Genomic DNA, 13,491 nt, shown 5'->3' with positions numbered 1-13,491 from the left:
TTAGCCAGGAGGCAGAAACGTGAACTGATGTCGCCCTTGTGCTGTGGAGTATAAAGAATACACGGTGGCTGTCTTTTGGCCACCGATGTTGTCCTTATACTCTGGAGTGTATGCATCCGCCTGCATTGGAAAACAACCACAAACTGTGCAACTAGGAAAATGTTAAGTTCATCCTATATAGATCGTTTCGGACGTGATCTATATAGGATGAACTTAAGAATCTCTTCAAGAACCAATGAGGAGCTTGCTAAGATCGAAACTGTGCTCGAGTTGTGACCGAACTGTTCTCAAGTCGGGGAAAAGCGATATTTTCTCATATACTAGGGAACAGAATGAGCAAACTCGGGAATAGATCAAAAGTCATATGCACATCCGCGCTCCGAACCGAGTCCCATTTGGCTTCGGCCGTGCTCAGGCCGAAAGGGTGCTCGCTTATGGGCATTGAATCTGCGCTCCAGTTGGAACAAACTGCGCAGGAGTTTAACGGAATGAGCGCCAAAATCGTTAAACTAGGCAAACTAGCGCGCAAAATGGCACCCAACACCGCGTTCCCCTCCAACCCAACATCGAAAATTAGGAAAATGTTAAGTTCATTCTATATAAATCCCCAAATTACAATATATTCCAGATCTACAGGCGCTAAAAAACCATATAATCCTTCTCACCCCACAACATAAAGATGAGATATTAGTACCGGATGTCCTTTAAAGATTAGCTGTTACTCCACTGGCTTCTCTCATCACGACGAGCCTCTACTTTGTTTCGTTTACTTCACTGCGCGTTGTTTTCTTTTAAGAAGATCTTGAAACTTGGCGTCTAGCTCTTTTTTTTCTTCTTCAGTTGCTGCGACGCTGAGCTTACTTAGTGTTTCCGTAATTTGCATTTCAATCGCTAAAAGATCTTCGTCTGTATGAGGACGAGCGGTTTGTTCGTCTCGTGAGATTGTGCTGACAGTCGGCATATTGTCGGCAAACGACAATTCATCGTCAGCGACCTCGTCGACGAAGCTACGATCATGGCTAACAAAGATGATCGTACCAGGAAATGAACGTAACACTTCCGTAAGTGCTTCTTTTGTTGTGAGGTCCAAATAGTTGGTTGGCTCATCCAATAGCAGAAGATTGTTATTATGCAAGAAGACGGTCGCGAGCGACGCGCGAACTCTCTCGCCACCACTAAGGACTGCAATCGGTTTGTGTACATCTTCTCGCTTAAAACCGAGTCGCGCGAGCACGTTTCGAATGAACGTTTCCTTGTACGGGCTTTTTGCCGTCACATTTTCTAAAATGGTCTCATTTTCATCTAAGTTCTCTTGCTGTTGCGAGAAGATGCCTAGTTTTGCCGGACCTGCAACAGTCAGTGCCGAATCTCGACGTGCAACCATATTAAGAAGTGTCGTTTTTCCACTGCCATTTGCGCCGGTGATGGCAAGTTTTCGACCGGATTTGATGGCACCAGATATTTGTGATTTGAGCGAACGGTTGCCAACTTTCACCTCACAATCGTTAAATTGAACCGCATAACGACTATGAAGCTTAGGAAATTCTGCAATATCAAACATAATCGCCTCATGCTCCTTTGGCTTTTCTTTCTTTTCCAGCTGATCGATTCTGGAGTGCATCGTTTCTGCAGCCCGGTTCAGCTTCGCCTTCGTCGCTCGAGCACTTCGCTTGTGCAACCTTGCTTCTGAATTCCCCATACGGCTTGGCGCCTTTTTTACACGATCTGATTTTTGCTGAACATTTTCGATCGCTGATTCCAGCCGTTTTTTTTTCTTTCGCATACGTTTCATAATCTTTATATTGCCGAACACGAGCGGCTTGTTTTTGTTGTTGATACGCATCATAATTTCCTTCGTACATCGTGACGGTCTGATTCTCAATCTCCCAAATGGTCGTACAAACCTCATTGAGCAACTGCTTGTCATGGGAAGTGAGTAGCACCGCACCCCGGTGCATTTTGAGGGTACGCTCAAGTCCTTCGATGCCTTGTATGTCCAAGTGACTCGTCGGCTCATCGGCGATGATTACGTCAGCTTCTTGGCCGAATGCGCTCGCAATCTTTTTCCTCGTGCGCTCACCCCCACTCATCTCTGTCTCGTCCTCTGGCACTCTCCATAATGAGGCGAGCCGTGCATCCGGTTGGGCATCTCCCTCGTTGAGTTGTGGGATATAGACTGCATTCCCGTATCTTTCAACCGTACCTGAATCCTCTTTGAGTTCCCCCGCCAAAATGGAGAGTAACGTCGACTTCCCTGCACCGTTGTCACCGACGACGCCGATGCGGTCTCCTTCGTACACATAAAGGGAATCAACGGAGAATACTTCTTGTCCTTCATAATTTTTTGATAGTTGTCTAGCGTGTAATAGCACGCAAAAACCCCCTCTAAAGACATTTAGAGAGTCCGCAAATCGTTCTACTGCTTATTTATTCACACATGCACAAATAAACATCACCGAACGAGCGTGTGTGTAGGCAGGTAAGTACGAATGGACAGACGAATCCCATCTCTAAACATCTTCAAAATGATGTTCAATCTCATTGAACGTATTCTGATTATGTTAGTTGATAAGATTAGTTCCACATTCGCAACAGTACCTGTACCTTTCTTAGAATTGAGATAATCATCACATACGTTTTCGAAAATGTCAACGCTGTCTGTTTTTAATGAGTAGTACGAACCGAGTCGCATGTAAAGCGACAGTGAGTACGTAAAAAATAAGAATGATCATATCGACAACGAGCGGGTTTTCGAAATCTACATATAACCAGACGATGAGCCCTCCCCCGAGTAGCAGAAAGAGGTTGAATCGGCCGAATTCATTCAAAAGTTGCATCGTGCTTCTCCTTACATTCAATTAAAGGTTTGAAAAAACGAAAAAGGATGAGATAACGAGCAATACGAACGCAACGAGCAGCAAAGAGATCGCATTCATAACCTTTCTTCCTCCCTTATTGTACTGCTTCTATCGTATCTCGCTTCCCCTTAGAAACGAACCGTTCTTTCTTGCGATTTTCTTACAATTTTGTAACAAATCATAAAAGAAAAGTGCACTCAATAGCTTGAGTACACTCTCCAATCGGTTCGGTAAGGTTTTGCCATTTCTGTCTTTATTCCGTCTGCTTCACTTCTTAGTCGGCTTAAATCTTTCTTTATGTCTTCAATCTCTAGTTGGACTTTTTTAAGCTCCTTTTTCATCGGATCCACTTAAAGTTTTGCCCCCCAATAAACACTCTAGATCTTGTGCTATCTGTCATTATACTAAAGGCAGGGTGGCAGAAACATATGATAAAAGTCAGAAATCCACACGTTTACATTCGCTACGAAGGAATCATTCTCTGTGTTTTCTATAGGTGTGGTGCTCTTTTGCTAAATGAAGCGTGCGCATAAGGTCACAAATGATGACCATCGTTGGATTAAGAGCGGGCGTGATCTTTTACTTGTTCTCGAAGCGCTCGCTTTAGAAACTTTCCAACAGAAGTTTTCGGAAGCGCTTCTAAAAACAGCACCTGATCAGGTACCCACCATTTCACAAATTGTGTCTCAAGATGTTGGAGCAACTCTTCTTCGGTCACGACCGAACCTTCTTTGCGAACGACACAAGCCATCGGTCGCTCCTGCCATTTTTCATCTGGCACGGCGACAACAGCGGCTTCGAGCACTCCAGGATGGGCCATAAGTGCATTCTCTAAATCGACGGAAGAAATCCATTCTCCACCACTTTTGATTAAGTCTTTCGTTCGGTCAACGATGGCAATCGATCCTTCTCGGTCAATCGTGACAACATCTCCGGTGTATAGCCATCCGCCTTTGAACGTTGCCTCGGAGCGCTCGTCGTTGTGGTACGCGTCGGCAATCCATGGACCTCGAATGAGTAGCTCTCCCATTTCTTTTCCGTCCCACTTAATCTCACCATGCTCATTCACGGCCTTCAGATCAACGAGAGGTACCGCCATTCCTTGCTTGGCTCGAATGTTCAATTGCTCTTCCTTCGTATCTTTCAATTGATGACTCTTCAACTGAGAAACGGTTGCCAGCGGTGCAGTTTCCGTCATCCCATACGCGTGCAAAAAGTCAATGCCGTACACATTTTCAAACTGCTCGATCATCCCTTTTGGTGCAGCAGATCCTCCACAAAGCACACAACGCAAACTGCTCGTGTCATACGACCCTTTTTCTAACACTTGTAAAAGACCAATCCAAATGGTCGGAACCCCTGCCGTAATCGTTACTTGTTCTTCTTGGATAAATTGTGCAATGAGCTCAGGGGTGAACTGTGGGCCTGGAAGCACTTGTGTTGTTCCAAACCACGTTGCCGCAAACGGCATACCCCATGCATTCACATGAAACATCGGTACAACCGGTAATGCCGTATCCTTTTCAGAGATAGCTGTTGAATCGGTTAACCCTAGTGAGAGGCTATGCAACACAATGCCCCGGTGCGAATAGAGCACTCCTTTTGGCTTGCCTGTTGTCGCTGACGTGTAGCACATTGCGACAGGTTCATTTTCGTCCAAATCTGCGACAAATGAGAAGTTCTTATCTCCTTCTTGAACGAGATCTTCATATGAATACACCGGTGAGAGAGAGGTTTCAGGGAGTGACGGTTTATCTGTCATGATAATAAACGCTCGTACCGTCGTTAGTTGATCGGCCACACGCTCAATGAGCGGTAAAAGATCTTCATCGACGAGAACGACACGATCTTCAGCATGATTCATTACGTATGAGAGGTGCTCTGGTGGCAGACGAAAATTAACCGTATGAATTACCGCTCCGACACCAGGAATGGCAAAGTACGCTTCAAGGTGGCGATGGTGATTCCATGCAAGCGTTGCAACCCGTTCCCCGCGCTGAACGCCTAATTGCTTAAGGCACTTGAAAGCGCGCGTGTTCGTCTGCCAATATCTCGATACGACATTCGCTGTACATTGTCCAATGTCCTGGAAATGACCTCTTTGTCTGGAAAGTATCGTTCTGCTCTTTCTAGCATTGGAGGTATCGTTAATGGCGTGTTCATCACCTTAATCAAACCCTTTCATGTTTAGATGCAGCGCTCTCCACACCGGTTTGTTTTTTTATTTCGGTGGCATACGAACCGCTCCGTCGAGACGAATCGTTTCTCCATTTAACATGACGTTATCGACAATTGATGCGACCAGTTTCCCGTACTCAGACGGGTAACCAAGTCTTGACGGGAATGGGGTCATCTCTTCAAGTGACTTACGTGCTTCTTCTGGTAAACTTTCAAACAACGGCGTTTCAAATAACCCTGGAGCAATGGTGACAACTCGTATGCCTAATGAAGCCAAATCACGACTTATTGGTAGTGTCATCCCCGCTACGCCGCCTTTGGATGCACTGTATGCCGCTTGTCCAATTTGCCCATCGTATGCGGCGATCGATGCGGTGTTAATGATGACCCTCGTTCCCCTTCTTCATTGGTCTCATTGTCCTTCATTCGTTCTGCTGCAAGTCGAATGACGTTAAACGTACCGACAAGGTTGATTTCAATCACCTTTTTAAAAGACTCCAGCCGATGCGTTCCTCGTTTTCCGGTCGTTTTTTCCGCAGATCCAATACCTGCGCAGTTTACAACGGTATTCACCTTACCGAACACACGAACGGCTTGATCCATTGCGGTCGTCACACTCTCTTCATCTGTGACGTCTGTGACGTAAAACTCCACGTTTTCACCTAGCTCACTCGCCAGCTTTTCTCCTCTCTCTTCGTTCACATCCAAGATGGCAACGTGCGCTCCATCCCGAACAAATTGCCTAACGGTCGCTTCCCCTAATCCTGAGGCACCACCTGTTACGACTGCTTTTACTTCATCTCTTTTCATCTGTACATCCTCCAAGTTGTAAGCCTTTTCATTTTTTCCTAATGAATCGATTCTCTCATTGCTACATTTCGCTGAATTTCGCTGTTTTCCTGCTAAAAGAAAAAATTACCACTTATAAAAGAACGTATGTTCGTGTATACTCATTGTGAGGTGATCCACATGGCAAACAAACTTACTCCCGGTTCAAACATGCGTTGGGAATCAAGTCGAATGATTTTACCTGAACACCGAGAAGCTTGGCTAACCCATCAACAGGACACAACAAAGGTGAAAAAGCCCATCCTCGATGAACAACGCTGGCTCGAATTTGAACTCATCTTAAGAGAAGCGATGGAATATAACGAGCCCCTGCTATTCACATACTGGAAGAACGGATCATTCTTTGAACTCACAGGCTACTGCCATTACGTCAGCCATGACCAGAAGCAATTCCACATCGTTTGCACAAACGATGATGTGCACTACCTGAAGTTCGATGTGGTCATGAATGTTGAACGTGCGTAAGCGTGAATCAACGACAAAGGGCCGTCGCTGCCATGTGCCATTGGATAGCCCCCGCACACGAACCAGCCTGTTAGTCGACCGTTTTTAGTGCTCAGCGACTATGGACGAGTGGATAAACGAGCACCCTAGCCACAAAAGTCCCGATAAAAGCAGACAGCGTAGCTGGCCATAACACAGAACCAAGCTGCCATTCGGTAGTGATTGCTGTACATACGGCCATTACTGCCGCTGCACCCCCAGCCATCGTGTAGCGTTTCATATTGTTCGCTTCCATGTCTGCCACCTTTCTATGACGCATTTCATCGCGCGTCATCTCTTAACACCCGTCGATTTGATTAAAGCTGATTTTTTCGCGTATGCAAAGCATCTTCTTTGTTATATCGCTTGTGAGTATAAAGTAAAAACGAAGTCCTACCATCGCTAAAAAAAGCGGTAAAAGATAGAAACTGGGTCTTCAACAGAATAAGCAGCACCCATCATTGAAAGTCCGAAAACAATCGCCAACACACCGAACATCACCGTGACTACACCTAATAACACTCGAATGTTCTTACCGTTTTGAGGTTCATAAATCTCCGTTCATTACACTCAACGATTTTGATTTAACCATTGGTAGAACGACCTCTCTTCAATTACATTCAGAATGCAGTCGGTGCCGTATTCGTTCACCATGCTCTCGACCTTCTCAGGGAAAAGGTGCTCCACATTCGTGCGAATGTACGGCAATTTTTCTTGTGCCTTGATTGAGCGCACATTTTCCGCTTTCGCTCCTGCGAAAACACGCTGGAGATTCAGCTCATCAAAGGCAAATTGAAGAATTTGTTTTTTTGCTGCGGCGTTAATTCCCTGCCCCCAATACGGATAACCGATCCACGTACCGATGTGGCACGAACGCTTGCTCAAATCCACCTGTTTCAGTGTAATCACACCGACAATCTTGTTTTCGAATACGATCGCTCTTGAATACATGTTTCCCTTTGCCTCTTCTGCATTGACGAAGGAGATGAAAGCACGAGTGCCCTCCACCGACGTTTGTGCTTTGCTGAGGCCTAGTGCCCCGCTAATTTTCTCGTGTGAGGATAATGCCGATACGTGTTCAGCGTCTTCCAGTTGGTGCGGTCGTAACGTAATCATTCCATCCCTTCTCTCTATCTGTTCGGCAATTTTACGACTGCTCGTATTTCCTCTAGGTGATGACGATCATGTTCCGCAAGCCCTATAAAATATGCGGACACGGTCAGTTCGGTATCCCCAATGAAGATGGGGCGATTCCAGTCTGTTTCATGAATGTATTGAATCGACTGTAAAAGATTTGTCCTTATATTAGTGAAGTCGGCGATGATGTCGCGTTGTGCGATACATCTTCCACGTTCAGCTGCTCGGCTGTTGATCCCTTCACGCTCTGGTCCTTTAGGAAGTAGGTGCTGCGAAAATAAATAAGGGAGACGCTTTTGCAAAACGAAGTCGTCCCAAGGAATAAAATGGGCAATAACTTCAGCAACCGTCCACCCGCCAAGCTTCACGGGGGTCCTCCACTCATGCTCATCGAGCCTTTGCAAAGATGTCACAACGGATAAGACATCGGTATGGTGGGCGATAATTCGTGCTTGGTGTTCTTCCATCGTACGCTCCTTAACTTAACGTGAGTTGTCCATTGATAGCCCGAAATACTTCTCGATCTTACTCACTTCTGCCATCGTCCGTTCAATACCTACCGCTGACTGAAACCAATTGTCTCTCGTAATGCCAAATCGGTCCACACACGGAGAGATGAAGAAGGTCGTTTCCGCTGGAAACACTGATTGGTACGAACATAACGCCCTTCTTGCATGACACGCCTTACATACAATGAGAACGGCCTTCACTGAGATTTGCTCTCTTTGTAAAACCTGATAAGAAAAACGAGCATTGTCAAGCGTGTGAGTCGCTCGGTCTTCTTTTAAGATACGAGCATCGGGAACACCATAGGCGAGACCGATCTGCCGCAAGTACTCCCACTCGGTCGTCTGTAAGCGAGTATTGAAGCCACCAGAAGGGAGGATGAATGGCGCCAATCCACGTTTGTAAATCAAAGCTGCCGTTTCCATCAACTGACGATGATCAGCACCTGGAATAAGGATCACATCTGCATGACTCACTTTCGTTTCAACGAAGATAAAGTTTGTCATCTGTTCAATGAGTTGAGGTAGGATCATTCACGATCAACCTTTGCCGTATACAAACCGATACTCATCATTTAATGATACCCTCCATACGCATCAGGCAACGCTTCGTACTCTTCTCGCTCTCCAACGATATCTTGATGGATCGTATTTACAAAGCTTTCGAGTAACTGTTCCGCTTCTTTAGGATCATCGCATTGTGCCGTAATCCAGTCCCGCTGCACCTCAACGCCATCAACCGTTACAGTTAAATGATTTTCTGCATGAGGGATGGTGCAAGGGTCTTCATTGATTAACTCTGGATTATTTAAGATATCGACTTCTTTCATTTTTTCATAAATGACATCCAGCTCTTCGTCGGTGAGCTCCATCTGTGTCGTGACGTCATCTTCAACTAAGTCTTTCGTATACGTATCGTTGTACGTATTGATTTCTGAGGCGCTATGAATGCCGTATGACAGTGAAATATCAAAGTTATCTGGACGGTCATTTGGCAACGCTCTATTGATTCCGATGAACGGGTTCCACATCCGGCCAATAGCATGAACAAGCAGACGTTCCCCGCGCGATGTCGCACTTCTCAGCCTCCTCACTTATTCCTTCATTGACGCATTACTATGAACCCAACCGTGCTGAATAATCTGTTCAGTATGTTCTCCGAGCGCAGGTGCACCCGTTCGGTTACTGGCTGGTGTCTCGGATAATCGTATCGGCTGGGCAATGGTTCGCCGAGAATGTGCATCGTCCTGAATCATCTCCCGATGAACGATTTGAGGATCTTTTGTCATTTCTTCAAATGTTGCCACAGGTGTGACACAAGCATCCGTAGTAGCAAAAATCGCGGACCATTCTTGAAAAGAGCGCTTGTGGAACTCTCGCTGCACTTCTCGTTTCACTTCACGCTGAACGATAGCGTCGCCCGTTTGCCTACTGACGAGATCCGGTCTGTCTATTTGTTCACAGAACAAACGCCAAAACTTAGGTTCTAACGCACCGACGGCGAACCAGCGATTGTCTTTTGTTTCATACGTTTCATAACAAGCGAGACTTCCACTTAATGGCAACTCGCCTCGGCTTTCTTGCGCACCACTTGAAAGAAACTGGGGCAAGCTCGTTTGCATCCAGGAAAGTACGCCATCTAACATGGAAATATCGACAAACTGGCCAACGCCAGTACGATCTCGCTCATGTAGGGCGATCATAATTCCGGAGAAGGCGAGTAATCCCCCGCCTCCAATATCCCAATTTGTGCAGGAGGAATGACAGGCTTTTCACCGGCATGTCCAGATAGGTGTAAGATTCCCGCACGACTAATGAAATTCACATCGTGACCGGCTTTCGTTCGATCAGGTCCAGACTGCCCGTAGCCAGTAATTGCACAATAGACAAGTCGTTTATTTTCAGACTTGAGGGTTTCATAACCAATGCCTAAACGGTCCATCACACCTGGACGAAAGCTTTCAATAACTACGTCCGCTTCTTTGACGAGTTTGAGAAAGTGGCTGATGCCTTCCGGTGACTTTAGATCAAGGCAAAGGCTACGTTTGTTCCGATTCAAACTATGAAACATTGCTTGTTTCTCATCGGAGATGAGCGGGTCGAGACGAGCGGGGTCTCCATCAATACTCTCAATCTTAATCACATCTGCTCCAAAATCAGCAAACATCATCGAACAATAAGGGCCAGGTAGTAGCTCGATAGATCCAATACACGCAAATCATTTAACGCCACGATGAATCCTCCCCACTAGAAACGAGTCTTTCAATAATGGTTGCGTTCGCCATGCCGTTTCCTTCGCACATCGTTTGTAGTCCGTAACGTCCTCCAGTCCGATCCAACTCATCCATCATCGTAATCATTAGACGCATACCACTTGCGCCAAGAGGATGACCAAGCGCAATTGCCCCACCTAACGGGTTCACTTTGCTCGGATCTACACGAAAAGCATCCAGCCAAGCAAGCGGTACAGAAGCAAACGCTTCGTTCACCTCAAAATGATCGATTTGATCAATCGATAACCGTGCTTTTTCAAGCACTTTTTCGGTCGCTGGAATTGGACCGGTAAGCATGAGCGTTGGATCAGAGCCGACTACCGTTCTTGCTACAATCCGAAACCTCGGGGTAAACCCTAACGCTAACGCTCGTTCTTTTGACATGATGAGCATTGATCCAGCCCCGTCACTAATCTGACTAGAGTTGCCGGCAGTAACGTTTCCTTCTGGGTTAAACGCAGGGGATAACCCAGCAAGCTTTTCAAAGCTCGTATCCTCTCGTGGCCCTTCGTCTCGGTTGACAATGTGTTGTTGACCGTCTGCCTGTGTGACAGTGACGGGCATAACCGAGCGATCAAAATATCCGTTTTGCAATGCTCGAACCGCACGGGAGTGACTTTCAAGGGCATATTCATCCAATTGTTTCCGCGTCATTTTCCACTCGTCAGCAATTCGGTCCGCTGACAACCCTTGATGCAAAAGTTCATAACGTTTTGATAACTCCGGACTCGGTTTTACTCCTTGTACCGTTGACCCGAGGGGCACTCTTGACATGTTCTCGATTCCACCAGCAATGACAACGTCCATATCCCCACTCTGAATCGCTTGAGCCGCAAAATGGACGGCCTGTTCACTTGAACCACATTGCCGATCAATCGTCGTTCCTGGCACTTCCACAGGTAAACCTGCAATTAAAGATGCGGTTCGCGCGATGTTTTGTGACTGCTCACCAACTTGACTTACACAACCAAGGATTACATCCTCAATCTGATGTGGATCCAGCTGCGCACGCTTTACGACTTCACGAATGACCATACTTGCAAGTTCATCGGCTCGCACCTGACTTAACTGTCCATTCCGCTTGCCAACAGGTGTACGCACAGCTTCTACGATGACGGCTTCTCTCATCTCATTCAACTCCTAACGTTTTGTAAAGGCTTCGAATCTCTTCCGTCGGTTGACTGGTGAGTGAGGGAATCGAATGCCCCGCGTCAATAAGCGCTCGAATGATACACATTCCGTAAAAGTATCCGGTCCTTGGAATGACCGCATCCGGTTGCGCCATAAAGTACGCGTTCATTCGCTCCTTCGTTAACGGCAAATCAAATTGTTGGTCCAATTCTCGAATAATGTCACGTTTATGTTTGTTCATTTGTACACACGTAGCGGAACTACAAAAGAGCATATGTTGTAAATTCCCGTCTGTCATCGGCTCCCTATCCAACTCAAGAGCGGTGAGCAAAGCTAATCCCTCGGCAATCGCCAACTGCCCAACCGTCCACATGCGTTTTCCATATTCATCCAGCCGGGAAAATCGAACGAGGTGATTCATTTCATGGGCGATGAGAACAGATCGGTCCGAATGTACAAGCCGTTCAATACCCAAATAAAGAAACGGACGAGCAGCTCTTAATGCACAACCGTCAATATGACCGAGGCCGACGAGCAAATACACATCAAAATCTTCATCAAACTGAAGGAAACGAGCAGCGTCTTGTGCTCGACACCGAATGGCATGCTCATCTACACACGAAACACCCGCCCGGGCATCTCGAATCAGCTCATTGGCATTAATGGATGCAAATAGCGCACGTTTCTCCTCAATTCCTACAATCTGATAAAGCCGCTCAAATATGGGATCAAACACTTGTTCATAATCCGAAATGTATGCCAACCACGAATGTTCATCCATTGGAGGTGACTTCATGAAGTCGCGATAACCATGTATCACACCCATCGGTCACACCGATTCCGATACCAATTTGCCGTAATAGACAAGATCCAAAAACGCTCCGTCTTTATGTACGTGTTCTCTTAACACACCTTCTTTATTCATTCCGCACTTTTCTAATACGCGACCTGAAGCGGGGTTGAACGTCATGTGACGCCCGTATATCCGGTGAAAACCTTTGGATTGGAACCCCCACTCCAACACGGCACAAGCCGCTTCGGTCGCATAACCCATCCCCCAATACGGTTCTCCCAACCAATAACCGACTTCGCCGTGACCGTGTTGCTCGTTTTCAGAAAGTGACATTGAGCTAATCACTCTCTTTGAATCCTCTGTTGTGATCGCCCATCGATACGTATTCTTTGTCTCGTGAGCGATCCAAGCTTTTGCATCAGCAACCGCATAAGGAAAAGGCAAGTGAAGTGTGGATTCGTAAAGATTTTTATTGTTGCAAAGCGCCGCCACCTGCTCGGCATCCGTCATCCGTAACGTCCGTAACACTAAGCGCTCAGTAACGATACGATACTCATCAATACTTTGACACATCCTCACTACCCCCCTTTAGGTGAATTCATCAAAATTTTCCGATATCGTTCTTTCCATTCATGTGAAAGTGCCTTGAGTTCAAGCATTAATTGGATTTTCACAAAATCTTCACGTTTAAAATAAAGATCACTGCACGCCCAAACACTCGGCGAATCGACGGTTCGCTCCATAAGCTCAAGGGTATCTCCTTCTTTTATAAGCCCTGGATGCAAAACCCTCGCAAAAAAGCCAGAGTAGCGAGTTTCAATAAAGCGGGCAAACACTCCATTCACATTAAGTTTTCGGTCGATCGTGTTGCACGGCACTCGCCCTTGGCTAATCTGAACAGTCGCACTGCCAATGTTGTAAATGTCCCCAATATGAACATCTCGCTCCAACATGTTCGTAACGGTGATATTCTCACCAAACGCAGGTGCCGTTAAGGAAAGATCAAATTCTTTCTCCCACATCTGATAATGTTCAAACGGATAAAAACTAATGGCACGATCTCTGCCCCCGTGGTTCTTCGTATTGCCAACACCGTCTCCTTCAAAGCCGTCGTATGTCAAATCAACAGCTTTTACAGGTTGCTTTTCAATTCCTGTAACAATTGACTTATCCACCAGCTGACTATTCATTTCCTTCGGCAAGCCGATGGATAGTGTATGAATGCTTGGATGTAGCATGAGGTTTCTCCTTTACAGTACAAGCGGGCAATGATTGCCCATGTT

The 13,491-nt window shown here is 46.2% G+C and carries 14 protein-coding genes and 3 pseudogenes; 1 reads left to right on the top strand and 16 read right to left on the bottom strand.

Features of this window, described 5'->3' with window-relative positions:
- Positions 1 to 766: 766 nt before the first annotated feature.
- The 6 genes and pseudogenes from JCM19039_RS25335 to JCM19039_RS07560 form a co-directional block, all read right to left on the bottom strand.
- A complete protein-coding gene (locus JCM19039_RS25335) occupies positions 767 to 1,561 on the bottom strand; it encodes an ATP-binding cassette domain-containing protein (protein WP_238544969.1) in 795 nt (264 codons plus the stop codon).
- Positions 1,562 to 1,568: 7 nt separating this feature from the next.
- The gene (locus JCM19039_RS25330) at positions 1,569 to 2,372 is read right to left on the bottom strand and encodes an ATP-binding cassette domain-containing protein (RefSeq protein WP_238544964.1); all 804 of its coding nucleotides are present in this window, start codon (positions 2,370 to 2,372) and stop codon (positions 1,569 to 1,571) included.
- A gap of 276 nt (positions 2,373 to 2,648) precedes the next feature.
- Positions 2,649 to 2,837 carry a hypothetical protein gene (locus JCM19039_RS07570; RefSeq protein ID WP_042401631.1) on the bottom strand — a complete coding sequence of 63 codons (189 nt, stop codon included), beginning with the start codon at positions 2,835 to 2,837 and terminating at the stop codon, positions 2,649 to 2,651.
- A gap of 218 nt (positions 2,838 to 3,055) precedes the next feature.
- A complete protein-coding gene (locus JCM19039_RS24295) occupies positions 3,056 to 3,199 on the bottom strand; it encodes a hypothetical protein (RefSeq protein ID WP_193744171.1) in 144 nt (47 codons plus the stop codon).
- 218 nt (positions 3,200 to 3,417) lie between these two features.
- A pseudogene (locus JCM19039_RS07565) lies at positions 3,418 to 5,024 on the bottom strand (long-chain fatty acid--CoA ligase).
- Between the two features lie 55 nt (positions 5,025 to 5,079).
- Positions 5,080 to 5,846 (bottom strand): annotated as a pseudogene (locus tag JCM19039_RS07560) (3-hydroxyacyl-CoA dehydrogenase).
- A 159-nt stretch (positions 5,847 to 6,005) separates the two neighbouring features.
- Between JCM19039_RS07560 and JCM19039_RS21775 the strand changes: the two are divergent.
- Complete coding sequence (locus JCM19039_RS21775; RefSeq protein WP_052398599.1) at positions 6,006 to 6,350, top strand: YolD-like family protein; 345 nt, start codon at positions 6,006 to 6,008, stop codon at positions 6,348 to 6,350.
- A 91-nt stretch (positions 6,351 to 6,441) separates the two neighbouring features.
- On the opposite strand, the gene JCM19039_RS07550 is transcribed toward JCM19039_RS21775, so the two are convergent.
- The 10 genes and pseudogenes from JCM19039_RS07550 to JCM19039_RS07505 all read right to left on the bottom strand — a co-directional run bounded on the left by JCM19039_RS07550 (position 6,442) and on the right by JCM19039_RS07505 (position 13,446).
- Positions 6,442 to 6,663: a hypothetical protein gene (locus JCM19039_RS07550; RefSeq protein ID WP_152550128.1), complete on the bottom strand. Its 222-nt coding sequence runs from the start codon at positions 6,661 to 6,663 to the stop codon at positions 6,442 to 6,444.
- A 275-nt stretch (positions 6,664 to 6,938) separates the two neighbouring features.
- Positions 6,939 to 7,484: a GNAT family N-acetyltransferase gene (locus tag JCM19039_RS07545; RefSeq protein ID WP_042425585.1), complete on the bottom strand. Its 546-nt coding sequence runs from the start codon at positions 7,482 to 7,484 to the stop codon at positions 6,939 to 6,941.
- A gap of 14 nt (positions 7,485 to 7,498) precedes the next feature.
- Positions 7,499 to 7,972, bottom strand: a complete 474-nt coding sequence (locus tag JCM19039_RS07540) for a DinB family protein (protein WP_042425583.1) — start codon at positions 7,970 to 7,972, stop codon at positions 7,499 to 7,501.
- Between the two features lie 15 nt (positions 7,973 to 7,987).
- Positions 7,988 to 8,545 (bottom strand): YdcF family protein, encoded by a 558-nt coding sequence (locus JCM19039_RS07535; protein WP_042425581.1) that lies wholly within the window; start codon positions 8,543 to 8,545, stop codon positions 7,988 to 7,990.
- Between the two features lie 41 nt (positions 8,546 to 8,586).
- The gene (locus JCM19039_RS07530) at positions 8,587 to 9,105 is read right to left on the bottom strand and encodes a hypothetical protein (protein ID WP_042425579.1); all 519 of its coding nucleotides are present in this window, start codon (positions 9,103 to 9,105) and stop codon (positions 8,587 to 8,589) included.
- Positions 9,106 to 10,178: pseudogene (locus JCM19039_RS26885) on the bottom strand (CaiB/BaiF CoA transferase family protein).
- A 55-nt stretch (positions 10,179 to 10,233) separates the two neighbouring features.
- Complete coding sequence (locus tag JCM19039_RS07520; RefSeq protein ID WP_042425576.1) at positions 10,234 to 11,412, bottom strand: thiolase family protein; 1,179 nt, start codon at positions 11,410 to 11,412, stop codon at positions 10,234 to 10,236.
- Position 11,413: 1 nt separating this feature from the next.
- Complete coding sequence (locus tag JCM19039_RS07515) at positions 11,414 to 12,196, bottom strand: DUF2268 domain-containing putative Zn-dependent protease (RefSeq protein ID WP_042425573.1); 783 nt, start codon at positions 12,194 to 12,196, stop codon at positions 11,414 to 11,416.
- A 48-nt stretch (positions 12,197 to 12,244) separates the two neighbouring features.
- Positions 12,245 to 12,781 carry a GNAT family N-acetyltransferase gene (locus JCM19039_RS07510; protein WP_042425570.1) on the bottom strand — a complete coding sequence of 179 codons (537 nt, stop codon included), beginning with the start codon at positions 12,779 to 12,781 and terminating at the stop codon, positions 12,245 to 12,247.
- Between the two features lie 5 nt (positions 12,782 to 12,786).
- Entirely contained in the window at positions 12,787 to 13,446 is a 660-nt protein-coding gene (locus JCM19039_RS07505; protein ID WP_042425566.1) for an MOSC domain-containing protein, read from the bottom strand.
- Positions 13,447 to 13,491 lie beyond the last annotated feature (45 nt).

The sequence above is a fragment of the Geomicrobium sp. JCM 19039 genome, from assembly GCF_000698145.1.
Taxonomy (GTDB): Bacteria; Bacillota; Bacilli; order Bacillales; family Marinococcaceae; genus Geomicrobium_A.
Note: the sequence above shows the minus strand (reverse complement) of the source record. Positions and strands in the feature narration are given on the sequence as shown.

Excerpts from the sequence above, each read along its gene's own strand:
- JCM19039_RS25335 (WP_238544969.1), bottom strand. The coding sequence starts at position 1,561 with ATGTTTGATATTGCAGAATTTCCTAAGCTTCATAGTCGTTATGCGGTT.
- JCM19039_RS07545 (WP_042425585.1), bottom strand. The coding sequence starts at position 7,484 with ATGATTACGTTACGACCGCACCAACTGGAAGACGCTGAACACGTATCG.
- JCM19039_RS07505 (WP_042425566.1), bottom strand. The coding sequence starts at position 13,446 with ATGCTACATCCAAGCATTCATACACTATCCATCGGCTTGCCGAAGGAA.
- JCM19039_RS21775 (WP_052398599.1), top strand. The coding sequence starts at position 6,006 with ATGGCAAACAAACTTACTCCCGGTTCAAACATGCGTTGGGAATCAAGT.
- JCM19039_RS07550 (WP_152550128.1), bottom strand. The coding sequence starts at position 6,663 with ATGACGCGCGATGAAATGCGTCATAGAAAGGTGGCAGACATGGAAGCG.
- JCM19039_RS07540 (WP_042425583.1), bottom strand. The coding sequence starts at position 7,972 with ATGGAAGAACACCAAGCACGAATTATCGCCCACCATACCGATGTCTTA.
- JCM19039_RS07570 (WP_042401631.1), bottom strand. The coding sequence starts at position 2,837 with ATGCAACTTTTGAATGAATTCGGCCGATTCAACCTCTTTCTGCTACTC.
- JCM19039_RS24295 (WP_193744171.1), bottom strand. The coding sequence starts at position 3,199 with ATGAAAAAGGAGCTTAAAAAAGTCCAACTAGAGATTGAAGACATAAAG.
- JCM19039_RS07520 (WP_042425576.1), bottom strand. The coding sequence starts at position 11,412 with ATGAGAGAAGCCGTCATCGTAGAAGCTGTGCGTACACCTGTTGGCAAG.
- JCM19039_RS07515 (WP_042425573.1), bottom strand. The coding sequence starts at position 12,196 with ATGGATGAACATTCGTGGTTGGCATACATTTCGGATTATGAACAAGTG.
- JCM19039_RS07535 (WP_042425581.1), bottom strand. The coding sequence starts at position 8,545 with ATGATCCTACCTCAACTCATTGAACAGATGACAAACTTTATCTTCGTT.
- JCM19039_RS07510 (WP_042425570.1), bottom strand. The coding sequence starts at position 12,781 with ATGTGTCAAAGTATTGATGAGTATCGTATCGTTACTGAGCGCTTAGTG.